Origin of the sequence: Desulfosporosinus meridiei DSM 13257 (assembly GCF_000231385.2) — a bacterium.
GTDB lineage: Bacteria > Bacillota > Desulfitobacteriia > Desulfitobacteriales > Desulfitobacteriaceae > Desulfosporosinus > Desulfosporosinus meridiei.
The window spans coordinates 3,520,609-3,538,862 of record NC_018515.1 but is presented as its reverse complement, the minus strand read 5'-3'; the positions used below and the strand labels follow the sequence as shown (position 1 = coordinate 3,538,862).

The 18,254-nt window shown below is 38.6% G+C and carries 23 protein-coding genes and 3 pseudogenes; 19 read left to right on the top strand and 7 right to left on the bottom strand.

What is annotated here, in order from left to right:
• Positions 1 to 11: 11 nt before the first annotated feature.
• Both DESMER_RS16345 and DESMER_RS16340 read left to right on the top strand, forming a co-directional pair.
• Positions 12 to 542, top strand: coding sequence for a hypothetical protein (locus DESMER_RS16345; protein WP_014904172.1), 531 nt, complete (start codon positions 12 to 14; stop codon positions 540 to 542).
• Position 543: 1 nt separating this feature from the next.
• Positions 544 to 1,371, top strand: a complete 828-nt coding sequence (locus DESMER_RS16340; RefSeq protein WP_014904171.1) for a hypothetical protein — start codon at positions 544 to 546, stop codon at positions 1,369 to 1,371.
• A gap of 520 nt (positions 1,372 to 1,891) precedes the next feature.
• Here DESMER_RS16340 and DESMER_RS16335 read toward each other — a convergent pair.
• Together DESMER_RS16335 and DESMER_RS24865 are read right to left on the bottom strand one after the other, a co-directional pair.
• Complete coding sequence (locus DESMER_RS16335) at positions 1,892 to 2,089, bottom strand: antitoxin VbhA family protein (RefSeq protein WP_014904170.1); 198 nt, start codon at positions 2,087 to 2,089, stop codon at positions 1,892 to 1,894.
• 201 nt (positions 2,090 to 2,290) lie between these two features.
• A complete protein-coding gene (locus tag DESMER_RS24865) occupies positions 2,291 to 2,494 on the bottom strand; it encodes a hypothetical protein (RefSeq protein ID WP_345787945.1) in 204 nt (67 codons plus the stop codon).
• A gap of 343 nt (positions 2,495 to 2,837) precedes the next feature.
• Between DESMER_RS24865 and DESMER_RS16325 the strand changes: the two genes are divergently transcribed.
• The 6 genes from DESMER_RS16325 to DESMER_RS16305 all read left to right on the top strand — a co-directional run bounded on the left by DESMER_RS16325 (position 2,838) and on the right by DESMER_RS16305 (position 6,959).
• Complete coding sequence (locus DESMER_RS16325; protein WP_014904169.1) at positions 2,838 to 3,089, top strand: helix-turn-helix domain-containing protein; 252 nt, start codon at positions 2,838 to 2,840, stop codon at positions 3,087 to 3,089.
• A 121-nt stretch (positions 3,090 to 3,210) separates the two neighbouring features.
• A complete protein-coding gene (locus tag DESMER_RS23185; RefSeq protein WP_083856549.1) occupies positions 3,211 to 3,420 on the top strand; it encodes a DUF2188 domain-containing protein in 210 nt (69 codons plus the stop codon).
• Between the two features lie 180 nt (positions 3,421 to 3,600).
• Complete coding sequence (locus DESMER_RS16320) at positions 3,601 to 4,173, top strand: RNA polymerase sigma factor (protein WP_014904168.1); 573 nt, start codon at positions 3,601 to 3,603, stop codon at positions 4,171 to 4,173.
• Entirely contained in the window at positions 4,163 to 4,927 is a 765-nt protein-coding gene (locus tag DESMER_RS16315; protein WP_014904167.1) for a DUF4367 domain-containing protein, read from the top strand. Before DESMER_RS16320 ends, DESMER_RS16315 begins: the two co-directional genes overlap by 11 nt.
• Positions 4,928 to 5,475: 548 nt before the next feature.
• Complete coding sequence (locus DESMER_RS22645; RefSeq protein WP_014904165.1) at positions 5,476 to 5,991, top strand: hypothetical protein; 516 nt, start codon at positions 5,476 to 5,478, stop codon at positions 5,989 to 5,991.
• A 113-nt stretch (positions 5,992 to 6,104) separates the two neighbouring features.
• Positions 6,105 to 6,959 carry a TraX family protein gene (locus DESMER_RS16305; protein WP_014904164.1) on the top strand — a complete coding sequence of 285 codons (855 nt, stop codon included), beginning with the start codon at positions 6,105 to 6,107 and terminating at the stop codon, positions 6,957 to 6,959.
• Between the two features lie 374 nt (positions 6,960 to 7,333).
• Here DESMER_RS16305 and DESMER_RS24525 read toward each other — a convergent pair whose 3' ends face one another.
• The 3 genes and pseudogenes from DESMER_RS24525 to DESMER_RS24515 all read right to left on the bottom strand — a co-directional run.
• A complete protein-coding gene (locus DESMER_RS24525; RefSeq protein ID WP_042333886.1) occupies positions 7,334 to 7,666 on the bottom strand; it encodes an FtsX-like permease family protein in 333 nt (110 codons plus the stop codon).
• A complete protein-coding gene (locus DESMER_RS24520; protein WP_242830998.1) occupies positions 7,667 to 7,813 on the bottom strand; it encodes a hypothetical protein in 147 nt (48 codons plus the stop codon).
• A gap of 8 nt (positions 7,814 to 7,821) precedes the next feature.
• A pseudogene (locus DESMER_RS24515) lies at positions 7,822 to 8,095 on the bottom strand (ABC transporter ATP-binding protein); the annotation flags it as partial.
• A gap of 20 nt (positions 8,096 to 8,115) precedes the next feature.
• Between DESMER_RS24515 and DESMER_RS16290 the strand changes: the two are divergent.
• From DESMER_RS16290 to DESMER_RS16270, 5 genes are all read left to right on the top strand, one after another.
• On the top strand, positions 8,116 to 8,478 hold the full coding sequence (locus DESMER_RS16290) for a DUF4367 domain-containing protein (protein WP_242830997.1): 363 nt from the start codon (positions 8,116 to 8,118) through the stop codon (positions 8,476 to 8,478).
• A 77-nt stretch (positions 8,479 to 8,555) separates the two neighbouring features.
• The gene (locus DESMER_RS16285; RefSeq protein ID WP_014904163.1) at positions 8,556 to 8,990 is read left to right on the top strand and encodes a hypothetical protein; all 435 of its coding nucleotides are present in this window, start codon (positions 8,556 to 8,558) and stop codon (positions 8,988 to 8,990) included.
• Between the two features lie 546 nt (positions 8,991 to 9,536).
• Positions 9,537 to 10,343, top strand: a complete 807-nt coding sequence (locus DESMER_RS16280; RefSeq protein ID WP_014904162.1) for a hypothetical protein — start codon at positions 9,537 to 9,539, stop codon at positions 10,341 to 10,343.
• Between the two features lie 311 nt (positions 10,344 to 10,654).
• Positions 10,655 to 11,014, top strand: a complete 360-nt coding sequence (locus tag DESMER_RS16275) for a BlaI/MecI/CopY family transcriptional regulator (RefSeq protein ID WP_014904161.1) — start codon at positions 10,655 to 10,657, stop codon at positions 11,012 to 11,014.
• A 10-nt stretch (positions 11,015 to 11,024) separates the two neighbouring features.
• Positions 11,025 to 12,335, top strand: coding sequence for a M56 family metallopeptidase (locus tag DESMER_RS16270; protein WP_014904160.1), 1,311 nt, complete (start codon positions 11,025 to 11,027; stop codon positions 12,333 to 12,335).
• 1,110 nt (positions 12,336 to 13,445) lie between these two features.
• Here the strand turns inward: DESMER_RS16270 and DESMER_RS16265 are convergent.
• Positions 13,446 to 14,132: a DUF3102 domain-containing protein gene (locus tag DESMER_RS16265; protein WP_242830996.1), complete on the bottom strand. Its 687-nt coding sequence runs from the start codon at positions 14,130 to 14,132 to the stop codon at positions 13,446 to 13,448.
• Positions 14,133 to 14,192: 60 nt separating this feature from the next.
• Between DESMER_RS16265 and DESMER_RS16260 the strand changes: the two genes are divergently transcribed.
• From DESMER_RS16260 to DESMER_RS24960, 6 genes and pseudogenes are all read left to right on the top strand, one after another.
• On the top strand, positions 14,193 to 14,561 hold the full coding sequence (locus tag DESMER_RS16260; RefSeq protein WP_014904159.1) for a helix-turn-helix domain-containing protein: 369 nt from the start codon (positions 14,193 to 14,195) through the stop codon (positions 14,559 to 14,561).
• A gap of 324 nt (positions 14,562 to 14,885) precedes the next feature.
• Positions 14,886 to 15,230, top strand: coding sequence for a PadR family transcriptional regulator (locus DESMER_RS16255; protein ID WP_014904158.1), 345 nt, complete (start codon positions 14,886 to 14,888; stop codon positions 15,228 to 15,230).
• Entirely contained in the window at positions 15,217 to 16,020 is an 804-nt protein-coding gene (locus DESMER_RS16250) for a permease prefix domain 1-containing protein (RefSeq protein ID WP_014904157.1), read from the top strand. Before DESMER_RS16255 ends, DESMER_RS16250 begins: the two co-directional genes overlap by 14 nt.
• A gap of 140 nt (positions 16,021 to 16,160) precedes the next feature.
• The gene (locus tag DESMER_RS16245) at positions 16,161 to 16,388 is read left to right on the top strand and encodes a hypothetical protein (protein WP_014904156.1); all 228 of its coding nucleotides are present in this window, start codon (positions 16,161 to 16,163) and stop codon (positions 16,386 to 16,388) included.
• Positions 16,389 to 16,519: 131 nt separating this feature from the next.
• On the top strand, positions 16,520 to 16,888 hold the full coding sequence (locus DESMER_RS16240; RefSeq protein ID WP_014904155.1) for an ASCH domain-containing protein: 369 nt from the start codon (positions 16,520 to 16,522) through the stop codon (positions 16,886 to 16,888).
• 97 nt (positions 16,889 to 16,985) lie between these two features.
• A pseudogene (locus tag DESMER_RS24960) lies at positions 16,986 to 17,087 on the top strand (lantibiotic ABC transporter ATP-binding protein); the annotation flags it as partial.
• A gap of 406 nt (positions 17,088 to 17,493) precedes the next feature.
• Here DESMER_RS24960 and DESMER_RS24860 read toward each other — a convergent pair.
• Positions 17,494 to 18,063 (bottom strand): annotated as a pseudogene (locus tag DESMER_RS24860) (DUF3102 domain-containing protein).
• Between the last annotated feature and the right edge of the window lie 191 nt (positions 18,064 to 18,254).

Sequence of the window (18,254 nt, the reverse complement as noted above, 5' to 3'; positions counted from 1 at the left end):
GTACATCTTGTGTGTTAAATGTTCTATATCAGCTATTTTTAACTATGAATTCTACATCATTAATTATTGTAGTCTTTCTAATTAAAGCTCAGGTGAAAATTGGTTTATTATCCGGCTATCCTAGATGGATATCTTATATTATTTTCATTTGTATGCCAGTCCTGTTAACGGGAATTAGCTTAATATTCACTCGTTTTTTGAGCAATGACAATATTGAAGGCGATATTAGAGACTTAGAACAAGCAAACAATGCTTTTCTGCCCAGCTATTTGGGGTATTTTTTTGTTGCCCTTAGTGTTCCGTACTGCGAAACGTTGATATTTACTTTCGCTATTCTGTTCGTATTTACCTATTTTTCCCAAACGCTATATTTCAACCCCTTATTTCTATTATGGGGGTATCAATTTTACTACATTACGACAGAAAACAATGTTAAAATATTTCTTATAAGCAAAAAACGTATTCGCAGCACTCAGGGACTCAGTTTTTCGAAATTAAAGCGAATTAATAATTTCACATATATTGATAGGGGTGGCAAATAGAATGAATCATCTGATAGCAAAATTAAGGCTAAGAGGCAATGTCCCAAAATACAAAAAGTTGCTTTCTGATGTGTCTTTATACGAGTTACCTGATGACTTTGTATCCTATGTTCAGTATAGCCCTGATCATAACCTTGATGAAGATTCATGGTTTGGAATTGCTCAATTTTCGACAAAAGCATTCTGTTTGGATTTTTTAAAGACCCCTTTTAATTCAGCTGAATATGATGTGCTTAATACCATAGATGTGGACAAGCTTGATTTTTTATGCTCATATCAAAACGAAAATGAATACTATTTTCAGAATGTAACCAAAGCCCAACTACTCAGTAAAAAGCGGCTGTATTTAGGAGACGCATTTCGATATGAAGAAAACTGCAAAACAATAGTAATCAATTCTATTGCAGATGCGATTTACATAAGAGACCAGGATATTTTATATTTTAAACGGTTGCCCAAAATTTCCTGTATTTTCAAAGGAATGGACGTGCTGTATAGAGAAGCAACGGAAGTTGAGACAGCCGATTTTTTACTAAGTGAGTTTGTTCAGCTAGACGAAGAATTTTCTGTAGCCAAAGTCGGAAAGGCGAACAGGCATCGAATTGCAATGGCACTAGATACATTGAATAACTTTGAGGTAGAACAAAAAGGCACAGTAATGGACTATATCCGAGATTATTGTCCAGACTTGGAATACCAGAATAATGCCTTTAAAATAAAATCGGATGACGAACTGAAAAAACTGCTTTATGGAATAGAACAGCGTTACTATACGACGCCGGTAGGCAACGAAAAAAGATGCGCTAACTCGATCATCCGGCTTTATTAACAGCTTCAAGGAGACTGATAATATGTTGAGCGGAAAAATCCCTATTCGACTGAAAGTGTCGGAGAGATTAAGACTTCTTTTTCCGATGATGGGAGGAAAAGGGAGTTTTTGCCAATGTGCCTAGAGGTTGACTCCATCCAATTGGAAAACAAGCCCAGGACTACTAGCTAGAGAACATCCGTACTCGGCGGAATATATTGGAGTAGCCTTTTTGTCGTTCCGCGTTGGGTCCAGGAACCTGCACGGAACGACAAGTTCCGCCGAATTAAGACGCACCTAGCCCTAGGTGCGTCTTAATTGCTTTTTTCAGTTACTTGTGTTCTATGTATTCAAAGATACACTTATTAATGGTTCAATACTTTTATTAACCGCAGTAATCATCGCCTCTACAAGGCTCACTTGTAATTAAGGACTAATTAATAATATAACCTCTTTCAAAAGCCAACTGCCATAGGAATTCCCTGAATAGATTGACTGCCGATTTTCTAAAGGGTCATAAGTTGAAAAGCCGTTACCCATTTTATAGCCCAAATTTAGCAGAGTGTTTTTCCTTTATCCTCGCAATTGCTTCTCTGCCGGTAATTTTATCTTCAAGGTACAGTTTGCCAAGTGCTTGAGCATGTAAACTTGGTTGCAATCCTTCCATCGCCATTGAAGCTCTGACACTGGAGATTACTCTTTTATGATTTCTTTTACCCTTTATAACACTCGTTTTCAAAGCGATTCACCTCTTATGTTATTATACGCAAATCCATGATAATAGACAATTATTAACATGCGTTTACTCAAAATTAAGATGCAAGTAATCACTTGCCTACCAGTGGCAACTCAAGGGGTCAGGTTTATTTTGTGGTCTTTATCACGACATGATATACAGGAAATGCGCTGGCGCCTTAATGCTTACATATATCTTAAGAACTCATGATTTGTAACTATCGCCGGCTTTCCAAGCTAATACTTTATTCAATATGAACTTAACATCTTTTTTTTGAACAGGCTTAGAAAGTATTTGAAGTGGAGAAGCGGTCATAAAAGCATTAGCCTCATCGGAAGCCGATGCAAAAATAATATGGCAGGTAGTATTGTCGCGCCGAATATGTAAAGCCGTCTCCAGTCCGGTCATTCCTTTCATATAGTTATCAAGGAAGAAAAGATCAAAAAATTCCTTATCCTCGTTGAACTTTCAATAAGTGTTTCTCCGCTATCAAATTGATAAAGTTTGAATCTGACGTCATTTTCAGTTTCATATTCTTGAATTAGCATCATCAGATATTTACGCTGGATAAGCTTGTCGTCACATATACAAATGTTTAACAATGTAATACTCCTTCCTCTACTATTTCTGGACAATAATGAATTCGATATTGCGGTATAACAACAATATTATATCTTAATACTGCGTATTCTTGCAATTCCATTTTGGGTAGAATTAGATAAAATATTGTTGTATCTAATGGAGGAATCATATGCCCCCTATCAGCAGCAAGTCATATACCAAGGAAGAGAATCAATTTTTGAAGAATATAGGTTTTAAAATTCAATTTCTTCGGAAGCAGCGAGGCCTCAGTCAGAGTGAGCTTGCCGAAAAATCGGAATTGAGTTATACCACCATTAGCCATCTTGAAAGTACATCAGTCTATGGTTTATCTATTATTGCTATTTACAGAATCGCTAAAGCCCTTGACGTCGATCCGAGCCAACTTCTAATGTTTAAGTAGTCATTTAGTTTTACGCTTTAATTTGCTATTATTGTTTGTAGTATTATTGAACTCGTCATCTGACCGTTACGAAGCTCTTACAAGGGAGTAAGATTAAGTGTGATCTTACTCCCTTAAAAGCATATCCCTCGCGACTTTCGGATGGTGTTGGCAAGTTAAGGGTGCTGGAAATACAAAAGCAACAATAAAGACAGATAGACAGTCTGAGGCTATTGATATCGCGAGAAGCATAGCCCGTAATCAAGAATTAGAACTTGTAATTCATCGCCCTAACGGTCAGATAAGAGATAAAGATTCCTTCGGTAATGACCCATTTCCGCCAAGAGAGTAATATAAAACCACCGCTTTTACAGGCGGTGGCTTTAACTTGCCCCGGGCCTGACACCAACTTACTAACTTCTAAAGGCATGAAATAAATATCTTGATCAACAAGCTTCAGTAGGGACTATAAAAATAACTCTCTTTATTCTTGGGAAAAACTTTACAAAAGTAAATAATGGGAAGTGATCTGATGGTAATGATGATAATCGCGGTACTAGCAGACGATAGCGATAAGGCCTTTGCGTTGAACTTATATCATGATTATTATGGTCTTGTACGGAAGACTATTTATAATATTACCCATGATTTGGACAACCTTGAGGACCTGATTAATGATACCTTTTTAAAATTAGTTGACAAAATCTCTCTAATTCGTACTTTAAATAGTTGCAAAACGGCCGCTTATGTTTTCTATAGTTCTAGGAGTGTGGCTATCAACTTTATTAAACACAGAGACGTAGAAACAAAACACTTATATTATGGAGAAGAAAGTGACTTGGCGAAATCAATTCCAGATGGTGAAGATACGATAGTCGACAAGATTATTCAACAGGAAGAAATCGAAAAAATGGGAAATGCCATATTGAAACTTCCTGAAAACCAGAAAGAATTGTTGTATTTTAAATACATTTTGGATATGGATGATCGTGAAATCGCGCCAATTTTGAATATCGCTCCCGACAGCGTCCGGCAGTATTTAACAAGAGCCCGTAAAAACGCTAAAAAAATGATTGGCAAGGAGATGGATAATTATGACAAATAACCGTCCGGATCAAATTCGAAAAAAACTTTTTGAAGAATATGAGGACAGTTTGTTTAAGCTGGTTATGCACGATGCTGCCGAAAGGGAAGGGAAGCTTTTCCTGGAGGAAAAGGAAAAACTCAAAAATGATCCCGAATTTGCTCCTTCAAAAGAGGCAATTCAAAAATTTAGCCGGCAACTGGATACTCAGTTAAAAAAGTCACAAACTTATGCTACAAGACAACAGATGTTGAAGATTTTAAACAAAGCGGCAGTAGCAATACTGATCATGCTTGTCATTATGTTTACCACTGTTACGAGTGTGCAGGCCTTGAGAGTAAAGGTACTCAATTACTTAAAGGATATCCAGCAGCAATATACGTCTTTTGAACTAAAAGAGAACGATAATAGTTTGAACGGAGGAAATCCAGTTGTAAACTGGACCAAAGACTATGTTCCGACTTATATACCGGATGGCTATAAAGCCACTGATATATCCAGAAGTAAAATTTATAACGAAATCCAATTTAAGAACGAACAGGGAGAGTTTATTACTTATACGGAGTTAACTGAGGGCAACAGGCCTGCGCTGGATACGGAGAATGCTTCAGTCACTAAAACCGTCAATATAAACGGTCATGAGGGAACACTGGTGGAAAAGAACTCAGTGGTGACAATCATATGGGAAATGAATAGCCGTATATTTATGATTCGGGCTCAGATAAACCAGGATGTGGCAATGAAAATCTCTGAAGGAGTAAAATATATAAATTAAAATTTAAAAAATGTGTTGCAAAAAACCTCCTTGCTTGTCTTTATATAATGAAAGACATTAAAGGAGGTTTTTAGTTTATGAAACAATTTTTCTGTATGATTCTTGTGCTCCTTATGACCATTGTCTCAGCAGTTCCGGTTTACGCGGATATTGGGGCAACAAAAGAAAATCCACAAGGGGGATGATAACATGCAAACATATGGTTCAGATTCGGCCTATATAATCACGAATAAATGAAATTATTAAGTGGTTTTGCCATTTAATAAAGAAGCCTTCAGATCAACTATACCTGCAAAGTAGCGTTTGATCTGAAGGTTGCCCCTACACAAATGTAGGTTGTTTTTTATAATACTCCTACTGGGGATATTTGTGAAGGGAGATTATAGAAAAGGTGGGAAGCAATTTAATTTAAATGTCCCAAAAATAAGGTTTATTGTTACAGAATATTATCTTAAATGGGTTTTTACTTGTTTTTCACCCTGCCCTATAGAGAATATTGTTATCATCTGGTTAGTCTGTATGATAGAATTTTAAGGAGGTTATTTCTTATGAAAAAAGTTTTAACAATGATAATTTCTGCTATGTTACTTTTGTCAGTAACGATTCCTGCAGTGGCGGCATCTGATAATGCTAAGTTTTCTAACCATTCTGAGGTTAAAGCAAGAGATGACGTTTCTGTAAAAGAAATCTATAATGGAGTTTCGCCAACAGAACCAACAGACCAAACAAAAGATATTACGCCACAAGGAACAGGCATTCCAACATCAGTATGGAATATCGTAGATAATGGACAGTATGATTTTTCCGGATATTCCAATTATCAAGTTTTGTATACTAATTATAAGTTTACCGGCAAAACTAGCTATACTGTACGCATTACAAATACTGGGAGCAGTAATTTAATTTTGAAGGCCAAAAACATATTGTCGACATATTTAACTGAAACACTGGAACCAGGGCATAGTTATGGGTTTAGGGTTGATGTGCCGTCATCTACTACACAATTTTATCTTCTTTTTGATGGAGGGGGCTCAAGTATTAGCTTTGATGGTTTTATATATTAGATTTTATGGTTCTATATGGTAATACTATAGGTTGCTCAAAGCCCCGAAATCCTATATCATGGCTTTTGGGGCTTTTCCCATTTGTGATAGGTTCTTTTTGGAAGGAGTTATTTATGTCAAGTGGTATGTTGAAAATATTAGCATTACTTTTCATGTTAATAGATCATATCGGAGTTTATATTCCCGATATGCCAGTATATCTTCGTTGGATAGGAAGAATCTCCGCACCGATTTTTATATTTTGTTCTGCCTGGGGTTTTACATATACAAGCAGTAAAAAAAATTATCTTATAAGGCTTTACGTTGCCAGTTTGTTAATGGCTATAATACAAGTTTGCATTGATATAGATATGAATTTTTTTAGATCTCTTTTTTCTATGTGTATTATTATATTTTTAATAGACTCCTATAGGAATAAAGATGAAAAATTCAAGAAATACTTATGTTTCTATTTGACATGGCAAATTTTCAGTATAGCCATTTGTATTTTTTTAATAAGTACGAGATGGCTGTCGGATTATACCATCGCTTATTTTTTTTCAGCAATGTTTGGCAACATATTTTTTCTAGAGGGCGGGCTGGTTTTTGTATGTTTAGGTATTTTAATAAACCTGGCAAAAGACAAAAAAGTAGCATTATCTATAGGATATACATGTTTTTGCATTGCTTATTTCGCAGTCACAGTAACATCCTATCTGCCTCTTTTTCTTAGCAAACTGTATTGTTGGGGTCTTTCTTTTTTATTTGATCCGATTGAATATATACTAGACACGATCGTTGGCATAAGCCCCATGGCTGTGGGAGGGTCAATGTTTTTCCAAAATTACCAATGGATGATGATCATGGCTTTACCCTTTATGCTTGCCTATAATAAGAAAAGAGGGATAAAGATAAAATACTTTTTCTATATATTTTATCCTGTTCATATCGTAATACTTTTTTACCTTGGGAGTATGATTTATTGCTAAAACAAAGAAGCAGTGATGATTATCCGTAAGTTGATACTGTAATTTGCCCGTATAAAAGTAACTTGTACCCGTTATAAAACACCCATGCCAGGAGCAAGTAATAGCTGGTTAGTTCTTACTATAGGATAAACCGGCTGTAATATTTTGCAAAAGAAAGACGTGAAAGCATCATCCTTTCACGTCAAAGCATGTTTCAACTACAATCCCGTGAACCCGCTTACATCAGGCATTCTGGTGTTGCAACAGGCTTATGGTCTCCACTTGCCTTGTCACCCTGATAGAGCAATATATCTTATAGTCATATTGCATATACCACGGTACCTTGAAATGTTGAAATGGAACTACCAGAATCTACACCGAAAGGAAATTCCACATTATATATTCTTGTCTATATGATCATAAACTAATAAACACTTAGCTATTTCTAAGCCCAGTGGCACCTCAAAGTTGAGGGTTTTCAGCAGGACCATGAAGATCAGCTTGGAGAGAAGTATCCCGCTCAGTAGGCCTGCCCCCAGGCTGATCACCGCCACATACAGGGTATCGAACACCAATACTCTGGCGATATGCTTCTTCTCCATGCCCAGGATATTAAAAAGGCCAAATTCCTTTTTGCGCCGTTTGATCAGAAAGCTATGGGTATAGAAGAGAAAAATCGCCGCGAAAATAGCAATCACATAGGTGCCCAGGGACAGAATCGATTGCACTTAGGATCCGCCGGCCATTTTCCCCAAGCCCTCGTTTTCAGACAGAAAAATCATGATGTAATACATCATCACCGTGCCGATGCAGGTCAGGATGTAGGGCAGATAGGTTTGGGCATTCTTTTCAGATTGGTGGCAGCCACTTGGCATAAAAGAATCTACTCATGGCGCCCACCGCCTGTTGCCATGGTGGTCAGTGTATCGGAGATTTTCTAGTACATGGCTTTCATCCGATATTCCGGCTTTATAAAGCTGGTGAAAGACCTCCCCATCCTTAATAAACAGTACCCGTTTGGCATGGCTGGTCGCTTTCACGCTGTGGGTCACCATTAACAGGGTCTGCCCCTCCTGATTAATTTCTTTAAACAGGCGGGGCAAGCCCTCAGCGGCCTGGGAGCCCAGGGAGCCGGTGGGTTCGTCCGCCAGAATCACTAAAAGAGAACGAGAATAGTTTGAACGGAGGAAATCCAGTTGTAAACTGGACCAAAGACTATGTTCCGACTTATATACCGGATGGCTATAAAGCCACTGATATATCCAGAAGTAAAATTTATAACGAAATCCAATTTAAGAACGAACGGGGAGAGTTTATTACTTATACGGAGTTAACTGAGGGCAACAGGCCTGCGCTGGATACGGAGAATGCTTCAGTCACTAAAACCGTCGATATAAACGGTCATGAGGGAACACTGGTGGAAAAGAACTCAGTGGTGACAATCATATGGGAAATGAATAGCCGTATATTTATGATTCGGGCTCAGATAGACCAGGATGTGGCAATGAAAATCTCTGAAGGAGTAAAATATATTAATTAAAATTTAAAAAATGTGTTGCAAAAAACCTCCTTGCTTGTCTTTATATAATGAAAGACATTAAGGGAGGTTTTTAGTTTATGAAACAATTTTTCTGTATGATTCTTGTGCTCCTTATGACCATTGTCTCAGCAGTTCCGGTTTACGCGGATATTGGGGCAACAAAAGAAAATCCACAAGGAATTATTTCTCCTCAATTTACGTACATTTCCTATTTAAATCCGGGATTAGCTATAAGCTCATCGGGCTTGGCAACCTGTGTAGGAGCTTCCGCCGGCTATTTTGACTCCTACACAACGGTGGTAACTGCTGAATTGCAAAAATCCTCCGGCAGCGGCTGGAGTAAAATTAAGACATGGACGGCATCGGCAACCGGGGCTGCGATTGCCTCAGTAGAAGGGGAGTATTACGTTGTTCATGGGACTTACCGGGTTTGTGCCACCGCTAAAATCTATGATGCATCGGGCAAACTTTTGGAGACCCAATCACTATACTCCCCTATGGTGACATATTGATCGCTTGCTTGTTCTATTTTTCTAGAAATTAGTTTAACAGGTGCAATATCTCAGAGTTTTAAAAATGAATCTTCTCACTAAAATGATGCGGGCAGCTATTCTTTTGACATTTAATTTTGGAACGAACCTCGAAGTCGCTTCCTCCAAAAGATATCATCTTTACTTACAAAAAAGGGAGACAATGGAGTATTAGATCAAGGAATTTAAAAATGGATTTTATTGGACAAAGAGAATAGAGTCGTTCCTATTTCGCTTATTGAGGTAAAGATGAGGTAGAGTTTGCTTGCTTATAATTTAACTAATTGCTTAAGGATGTTACTCTTAAGAGTTTAATGTAATCTATAAATATTCGGAAAGGAGGTGATGGACAAAAATAGATGAAGGGTAGGCTATTTTTACAATTGATGAAAAGAGGTGATGCCAAAGGGGCTATTTTTAGTAGGAAAAGCTATTATTTTAATTGAAGTGGATAGAAATCACAGTCTACTTCGAAAATCAATTCTCATCTGCTTAGTTAATTAGTAATGCACAGAAAGGATGATAAATATGAAGAAGCTTTTTTCGTGTAAATCAAAAATTTTTGGTGTCATAATGACCTGTGTTGTGTTAATATCTACGATTTCAACAACAGCATTTGCTGATACTGCGTCTCCAACATATAAAACTCCCAAAATATCTGGTCATGAGTATTCCTTTACATCTGAGGTATGGACTCGATATGTTCCAAACGTTGGTTACACTGTCGAAGCAGTTGCCCCCATAAAAGCAGATGTGAATGTGCCGACAGGATATATGGGCGGCCAAGCTCGATTGTATAATTCATCTGGTTCTTTAAAGGCTTCAAGTTCCTGGACATATAATCCATCATCAACCTCTGCATTCTTCGTATATTCTTCCCGAATAAGCACTGCGGGACAATATTATGCTTATAATCAAGCTGAGTTCTATAATGGGAGTGGATACACAAGATATACTGGATATCAATCTCCGATTCAGACGTTATCAAGCTCAAAATCCGTGAGTACAACTGAAACCTTGGAGGTTATTAATGACCTAATGCTTAAGACGGAATATTCCGTTAATGACAAAGGGGAAACCTATGGCTCTGCATTATCTGAATATACAATAGGCGTAGAACCGGATTTGATTTCTGCAATTGGCACCAATGGGGTCGAAGGGTATGTTAGTGCTGATGATCTAACACCAGAGGTTTCTTCAATCAAAGAGGCACTTGAGCAAAATGGCGAGAGTGGTGATATTCGTACAATTCCTCTTTATGATGCAGATGGAACAACCGTACTTGGTGAATTCGAGTTATTAACGAGCTATGAATTAGTGGCCGATGCTAATTAACAAACAGAAATAACTTTTAAACGATATAAAGCTGGTGTAGATGCTGAATTCAATGGAACCATTTTAATTATAGTAAGAACAATAATACTGTACACTAAAAGCCTTGGATGAATGATTCAAGGCTTTTTAAAGTATATATGGGAGATAATTTGTCAACCTGAATCAAAATCAGAGTAATCCGAGAAAATTGTTTAATAAAAAACTTCTGTATAAAATGATAAAATTGATTTGCTTTTGCTGTTCTAGTGCGATAGAATAAAAGCATAATATTCTACTGTAATAGAATATTTTTTTGCGCAGAGGTGATATTAATGGGTATGAAACTTTTTGACAGTGAGTTGAAAATTATGGAGATCCTTTGGCGGGAAGGCGACACTACCGCAAAGCGGATTGCCGAAATTATCAAAGAGCAGATTGGATGGAGCAAAACCACTACCTATACAGTAATTAAAAGATGTCTCGATAAGGGCGCAATAGAAAGACAGCCAAGGGAATTTATTTGCCATCCCCTTATAACAAGAGAAGAGGCACAGGAATACGAAACTACCGAGCTAATAAACAAAATGTATGATGGAGCTGCCGATCAGCTTGTTGCTTCTGTCCTTGGAAGAAAAAATCTAGCACAGAAAGAAATTGAGCGCCTGAAGCAACTTGTAAAAAGTTTGGAGTGAGGTGGTTGATATGACTCTGTTTGAAATGAGTTTATCTTCTATTGCGATTGTTTTGACAGTGATAGTGATTCGTGCGCTGTTTCTGCATAAATTGCCCAAAAAAATATTTCTCATTCTATGGGGTATTGTACTCTGCCGACTGTTTCTGCCATTTTCAATTCACTCTGAATATAGTATTTATGCGCTCATGAATTATGTTGCTTTATATGTAGGACAAACAAATGCAATGCAGGAACAATTGATAATTTCGAAGCCTGGTTCTTTTGCTGAAGCGAACATCAACTCTGTTATTTCAAATTTTCCAATTTTATCAGTAGCGTCTTTTAACTGGATTGAAATTATTTGGTTTGTGGGTGCTATGATATCTGCTTTTGCATTTTTAATTCCTCATATCCGCTTTTGTCATGACAATAAAATGGCAATACCCCTAAAGGATGAAAAAATAAGCACATGGATTGCAGAACACCATATCAAGCGGCAGGTGCAGGTAAAACAGAGCGAAAATATTAATATTCCTGTTACATATGGAATATTAATGCCGATCATTTTACTTCCTAAGTCGATGAAACACTTAGATGAAGAACAACTGCGATTTGTACTTGTTCATGAGATGATTCATATCAAGCATTTTGATGTTTTATTGAAATGGATTTTTTTTGTAGTAGTAAGTGTACATTGGTTTAATCCCTTTGTATGGATCATGTATGTGTTGGCGAACCGTGATATAGAGTTATGTTGTGATGAAACAGTTCTTCGGACAACAGGTGGAGAATTTTCAAAAACCTCATATGCGATGACTCTTATAAGCCTTGAAGAACATAAACTCAAAGTCAATCCAATTGGAAATTATTTTAGCAGAAATCCTATTGAAGAAAGGATAGTATCTATTATGAAAACCAAAAAGAATACTGTTTTGACTGTGTTGATGGCATTTATTGTTATAGCTGCAACCTTAGCTTCTTTTTCCACAGTTTCTGCGGATGAAGAAAATTCTTTAACGAATAATGCAACTGTAGTAGCAAAAAAAGTCCCTAATTATTCAATTAACGAGCAAGGACAGACGTATGGACCTTTGCCTTACTTTGAAAACGAACAGGTAAAAGAACCGGACTTGATTAGAATGGAAGGAGAAAATGGGGTTATAGGATATATAAAAGCTACCGATATGAGTCCATCGGTTTCCTCACCGGAAGAGGCTATTGCGTACCAAGAGTCTGTTAAAGCTACTGGGGGGTATATATCAATTCCCTTGTATGAATCAGATGGCAAAACTATAATCAGCCAATTTAGAATGTATTTAAATTATTCAATCCCAGATTAAGCCGATTAAAGATTTTCGGCAATGTCGTAAATTTAGTTACTTTCCCAACCTAGACAAAGCGTCTGTTATCGATTTTGCATATACATTTTCACCAATAGTTTGAAGAATATGATGACAGTTTGATTAAGTTGGCTATATACGATGCTGCCGAAAAGGAAGGAAAGCTTTTCCTGAAGGAAAGGGAAAAACTCAAAAATGATCCCGAATTTGCTCTTTCAAAAGAGGCAATTTAAAAAATATATCTGGCAACTGGATACTCGGTTAAAAAGGTCAAAAACTTATGTTACAAGACAAACAGATGTTGAAGCTTTAAGTGGCAGTGGCAATACTGATCATGTTCGTCATTATATTTACCACTGTTATGAGTGTGCAGGCCAAAAGAAATGCTATTAAAGTGCCATGCAGAGCTAGATGCAAACAAGGCAACAGGAATTGATTAGGTTACAAAAGAGCAATACGAACGCAACCTAGAGGAGAACATCAACAATCTGGTTGAGCGGATGAAAAGGAAAGGTTATAGGCCTCAACCTGTAAGGAGGCCTTACATACCCAAGGACGAAAAGAGTATGCGTCCGCTGGGAATCCTCGTTTACGAAAACGAAATTGTATAACAAGGTCTTAACATTGCAAGGTGTTTTTCGGGGTGGAAATTAAATTTGGGGGGAGGAGTCCATATGGGAAGGGCTGGATTTTTTGGTAACATCCATTTGTTTCTCAGTTTTAGGTTATGGATTATGTTACCTTACTCTTTCAGGTACTCGGTGGAACATGCTTACGGGCAGTCACTTTTTGTCGTTCCGCGTAGGTTTCAGGAATCTGCGCGAAACGACAAGTTCCGCCGTTTGTGCTGAAGATGACGGTGAAGGTCTTACCATGAACATTGCAAGATCTTAATTATTAATCCATAAATTTGATAGCGGGAGGCCATTCTTTTAGCATATTAGCCATGTTTTGCAGCATTACCTGGGCAGCCGCCCGGTTTATTTCTTTTTGTTTCGGGTCTATTTTGGCTAAGGCGGTAAGACTTCTTAGCAGCTCTTCAAAGGTCTTGCGGATGTTTTCGCGGTGAATGGAAAATTGGGCGTCGTAGGGTATGCTAGAGTTTTTGGTCTATGCCGTTTTGAGCTGTTCTTCCAGCTCGCTGATTTTCTCGGCTGAGGGAGCCGCTTCTGTAACTTCCTTCAGTTCCGGCTGCTTTTCAGTGACTTTAGTAAGCTCCTTTTGATACTTTAGTTTAAAGTCATCCACCTGTTTCTCCAGATCTTGGGTCTGGCTGCTTAAGCGGGTAATTTCCCTGTCTTTGCCGTCCAGCTCTTTTTTAAGGCTTTCTTTCTCCTCAATGGCCTGAGCTTTTTCTGCTTGGGCCAGATTTCTGTCCTCAATCGCCTGGTTCTTTTCGTTGACTGTTTGCTGCAGCTCCCGGGTGGACATATTTTCAATTGCATTGTCTTCAACGAATTTCTCCCGCTCTTCTTCCGGGACACCTAAGAGGATAAGGGCTTGGGAGTATGTCAAATTGTGCAGCGTTGCATAATTTGAACTGTTGTTTCCTTCGGAAACGTCGAGGAGTTTAGGGCCGTACTCCTTATACATTTGCATGAGTCTGGTGGCGGTGCTTTGGGAGTAACTGACCGATTCTTTCAGCCACTGGCCCCATTCCCCATGCTTGTAATCAGCGGAATATATTGGGAGCGGCCTTTTTTTGTCGTTCCGCTTCGGGTCCAGGAACCTGCACGGAACGACAAGTTCCGTCGATTTTTGATAGTTGTTGCAAAAATTGATACAAGGGAAAGTCACAGAACAAAATCCTCACCTACATAATTACTGTAAAACAAAAACAAAGTGAGGATGGGATTGATGATTAAAATGTTTTTATCCTTAGACAAAAAATTCGACTCCAATGGTGATGTTACCGTAATGCTTTCCCTAGATACTGAGTTGATCAGAAAGGGTATCCTTGCCAAGCTAACTCCTGCCCAATTGAAAGTCCTCTTGGCGATTGCCAGCCATATTGATGATGACGGAGTAGCTTTCCCCTCCATGCGATATATCTCAGAGGTCACAGGGGTAGTCTTGAACACTGTGAATACTGCGGTAAAGGGATTGCTTGAACTTAGGATTGACGGTCTGCCAGTGGTGACACGGAAAGTCACAGGCACAGTAGGTACAATCGAGAGATACTCTGACCAATCATTTCTTGGCGACATCCAGATAATTGAAGAGTAATTCGTATTTAACACAGGGAGCGGGACTAGCGAAGTCTATGCTCTTTTTTTTATGTGACAAAACGGCCTGACTTCCTATTCCTACATGACTTTCAGAACGAAAGCGTGTGTGGGTTTATATTTTGAAAGAGTTCAATGGTATTATCTACTGTGCTACAAACACAGTAAACGGAAAGAGATACGTTGGGTTAACAACAGTCCTTCTGGACGACAAGGGGTTACGGTTGGAGGAAGTGTTTCCCATTTCTGTATTTTTTGTATTGACATAGGTAGATGTTCTATATATTATAGTTATATAGATTTATCTACATATGGAGGCCCGAATATGGCAATCAATAAAAGTCTTTTAACTGGAAGTACCACCATACTTATCTTAAAGCTACTTGACGAAAAAAATATGTACGGCTACCAGATGATTGAAGAACTCAGAAAAAAGTCAAACAATACTTTTGAGTTAAAAGCAGGAACATTATATCCATTGCTCCACACCTTAGAGCAAAAGGATATGCTCACTTCTTACGAAGAGACCGTTGATAATGCGAGGGTACGAAAGTATTACAGTATCACAAAAAAAGGTCGCAAGCATTTGAACGAGAAAAAAGAAGAATGGGAAACATTTACTGCTGCTGTAAATGCTGTTTTGGGAGGTGCAGGTTTTGCAACAACCTAGCAAAATTACCGATTATTTGGAAGCCGTGTGCCGACAGATACGTTGGAAAAAGGCTCAGTCTTCTGTTTTAGAGGAAATTGAAAACCATATAATCGATCAAAAGAACGCCTTCATTAATGATGGACTTAATGATGAAGAGGCAACAGACAAGGCAATTGCTGAGATGGGCGATCCCATTGTTGTCGGGGAGCAGCTTGACCGTGTTCATAGACCTAGGCTTGTTGGCATGGGTATAGGAATACTTTTAGTTCTAGGTATTTTGGGAACAGCGGATATGGGCAACAGTCTATTACGAATTATTGGGGTGGGAGACCAAATAGTGCTTGGGGTAAATATCCCAATTCTAGCAGAACTAATTTACTTAGTCGGAGTGTTGGTAATCATATCTTCACTTGCAGCTATTTTTGCTCCAAGGAATATAAGTAAAGTCATAATTTGGTGTCAAGGTTTTATCCTGACAGCTATTTACTTTATGGAGGTATTCCCTCGTATTAGGTTTGCTCTGCTCTTGGTTGTTGTCAATATCATTAGCTTCCTTGTCGTATACCGAATCAGTAGAAGTGTTAAAACTGGTCTAGTGTCTACTATAACGAGTTTTGCTGGACTTTTTCTATTCGTGGTAGGCACCCAAATTAATTGTTACATGTACAACCACGGAGTGAATGGCAGCTATGGTGGGTTTGAGAATGTTCCTAAAGCCTTAGCAATTATTTTTATTATGTGCTTGGGTCCTCAAATATTGATGTCAGCTTTCATATCGTCAAAAAATTCTAAAGAACAAATAGCATAATTTACAGAGAGTGACAATTAATAAGTCACTTACTAGACATAATTTACGTGTCAGGTAAGGGAATTATAAAATCTGTGGAAAGGAGGAGAATAGCACAACAAAAATCTGATACACAAAAAAGAAAAGTGGAGGGAATTTTTATGAAAATAAAAGCAAGTGTCGTATTGGTAATCGTTATGCTGTTAATGTCTTTATTGCCAATGAATGCCTTAGCTAATGGTACTGCCGAAGTCAATAGTGGCACTAAAGAAGCCAATAGTGTATTATCTTCATATTTGCTGGCTACTCAAAAAGGTGATATTAAGCAAATGGTTGCTCTATCCAATGATTCACGGGTAAGTCCCGACGCTTCTGGAATTAGTATATAACGGTTATTTTGGCAAAGGACATAATGTTATTCACAAGGATTTAAAGAGACAAGGCTTGTTTAATTCCCATCCTTATCAATTGGATTTCAGTAAGGATCAATTTACTAAAATAATGGAGATGGGTGACGTAGATGCGCAAAATGTTATTATCGATTAACCCTGAGCATGTGGAAAATATTTTTAACGGCAGTAAACAGTTCGAGTTCCGGAAAATCAAGTGTAAATCTGATGTGGATAAGATTGTTATTTATTCAACCTCACCGGTCATGCGTGTAGTTGGCGAAGTAGATTTACTTGGAGTAATCGAAGATATCCCTGATAAGGTTTGGGATATAACGGCAGAGTATTCAGGAATCACGAAAAGGTTTTACGATCAATATTTCGAGCATAAAGAAAAAGCTATCGCGTACAGGTTAGGTGAAGTGAAAAAATACCGAGAACCGTTAAAACTTTCGGATTTTGGGATCAGCTTTGCACCGCAGTCGTTTGTATATATTTGAAGGTTAGACAAAATATTCGATATTGTTAGAATGCCTATTTAGTTAAAGGAGCCTAGCCCAATGAAACTTCTCCACATAGCCGACCTGCACATCGACAAACGTGTCAACGAATTCTGTGAACCCCAGTGTCTATGGTCTGCTGGGGCCAAATGGTGCCGGCAAGACCACTCTGATTACTCGGCGGAACATGCTTACGGGCAGTCACTTTTTGTCGTTCCGCGTCGGGTCCAGGAACCTGCGCGAAACGACAAGTTCCGCCGTTTGTGCTGAAGAAGACGGTGAAGGTCTTAGCATGAACGTTGCAAGATCTTAATTATTAATCCGTAAATTTGTCTTGATAGCGGGAGGCCATTCTTTTAGCATATTAACCATGTTTTGCAGCATTTCCTGGGCAGCTGCCCGGTTTATTTCTTTTTGCTTCGGGTCTATTTTGTCTAAGGCGGTAAGACTTCTTAGCAGCGCTTCAAAAGTCTTGCGGATGTTTTCGCGGTGAATGGAAAATTGGGCGTCGTAGGGTAGGCTGGAGTTTTTGGCCTGTGCCGTTTTGAGCTGTTCTTCCAGCTCGCTGATTTTCTCGGCTGAGGGAGCCGTTTCTGTAACTTCCTTCAGTTCCAGCTGCTTTTCAGCGACTTTATCAAGCTCCTTTTGATACTTAGTTTAAAGTCCTCCACCTGTTTCTCCAGATCTTGGGTCTGGTTGCTTAAGCGGGCAATTTCCCTGTCTTTGCCGTCCAGTTCCTTTTTAAGGCCTTCTTTCTCCTCGATGGCCTGAGTTTTTTCCGCTTGGGCCTGATCTCTGTCTTCAATCGCCTGGTTCTTTTCGTTGACTGTTTGCTGCAGCTCTCGGGTGGACATATTATCAATGGCATTGTCTTCAACGAATTTCTCCCGCTCTTCTTCCGGGACACCTAAGAGGATAAAGGCTTGGGTGTAAGTCAAATTGTGCAGCGCTGCATAATTTGAACTGTTGTTTCCTTCGGAAACGTCGAGGAGTTTGGGGCCGTACTCCTTATAGATTTGCATGAGTCTGGTGGCGGTGCTTTGGGAGTAACTAACTGATTCTTTCAGCCACTGACCCCATTACCCATGATTGAGTAAAGCCTTGGCTTCTGTCAGACGCCGGCCGATCTCGACGGAGTTGATAAGCACGGTTTTATGGGTGTGATCTTTAAGCATGTTAATCTCAGCTGCAATCACGAGGGGCGTACGTTCGTTGACCACATTATTCATCTCGGTTTTCCATCCTTTATCCATATATAGATAGAATATGTGGTCGGGCCTTTGAAGGTGATTTTTAGATGAGGTACACTGCTTCGGGTTATTTGAAAGGTACCTGTTAAAAAACGTTGATTTGATGAGGCATGGAA

Excerpts from the sequence above, each read along its gene's own strand:
- DESMER_RS16340 (WP_014904171.1), top strand. The coding sequence starts at position 544 with ATGAATCATCTGATAGCAAAATTAAGGCTAAGAGGCAATGTCCCAAAA.
- DESMER_RS24865 (WP_345787945.1), bottom strand. The coding sequence starts at position 2,494 with ATGACCGGACTGGAGACGGCTTTACATATTCGGCGCGACAATACTACC.
- DESMER_RS16325 (WP_014904169.1), top strand. The coding sequence starts at position 2,838 with ATGCCCCCTATCAGCAGCAAGTCATATACCAAGGAAGAGAATCAATTT.
- DESMER_RS16320 (WP_014904168.1), top strand. The coding sequence starts at position 3,601 with ATGGTAATGATGATAATCGCGGTACTAGCAGACGATAGCGATAAGGCC.
- DESMER_RS16315 (WP_014904167.1), top strand. The coding sequence starts at position 4,163 with ATGACAAATAACCGTCCGGATCAAATTCGAAAAAAACTTTTTGAAGAA.
- DESMER_RS22645 (WP_014904165.1), top strand. The coding sequence starts at position 5,476 with ATGAAAAAAGTTTTAACAATGATAATTTCTGCTATGTTACTTTTGTCA.
- DESMER_RS16305 (WP_014904164.1), top strand. The coding sequence starts at position 6,105 with ATGTCAAGTGGTATGTTGAAAATATTAGCATTACTTTTCATGTTAATA.
- DESMER_RS24520 (WP_242830998.1), bottom strand. The coding sequence starts at position 7,813 with ATGCCAAGTGGCTGCCACCAATCTGAAAAGAATGCCCAAACCTATCTG.
- DESMER_RS16285 (WP_014904163.1), top strand. The coding sequence starts at position 8,556 with ATGAAACAATTTTTCTGTATGATTCTTGTGCTCCTTATGACCATTGTC.
- DESMER_RS16280 (WP_014904162.1), top strand. The coding sequence starts at position 9,537 with ATGAAGAAGCTTTTTTCGTGTAAATCAAAAATTTTTGGTGTCATAATG.
- DESMER_RS16275 (WP_014904161.1), top strand. The coding sequence starts at position 10,655 with ATGGGTATGAAACTTTTTGACAGTGAGTTGAAAATTATGGAGATCCTT.
- DESMER_RS16270 (WP_014904160.1), top strand. The coding sequence starts at position 11,025 with ATGACTCTGTTTGAAATGAGTTTATCTTCTATTGCGATTGTTTTGACA.
- DESMER_RS16260 (WP_014904159.1), top strand. The coding sequence starts at position 14,193 with ATGATTAAAATGTTTTTATCCTTAGACAAAAAATTCGACTCCAATGGT.
- DESMER_RS16255 (WP_014904158.1), top strand. The coding sequence starts at position 14,886 with ATGGCAATCAATAAAAGTCTTTTAACTGGAAGTACCACCATACTTATC.
- DESMER_RS16245 (WP_014904156.1), top strand. The coding sequence starts at position 16,161 with ATGAAAATAAAAGCAAGTGTCGTATTGGTAATCGTTATGCTGTTAATG.
- DESMER_RS16240 (WP_014904155.1), top strand. The coding sequence starts at position 16,520 with ATGCGCAAAATGTTATTATCGATTAACCCTGAGCATGTGGAAAATATT.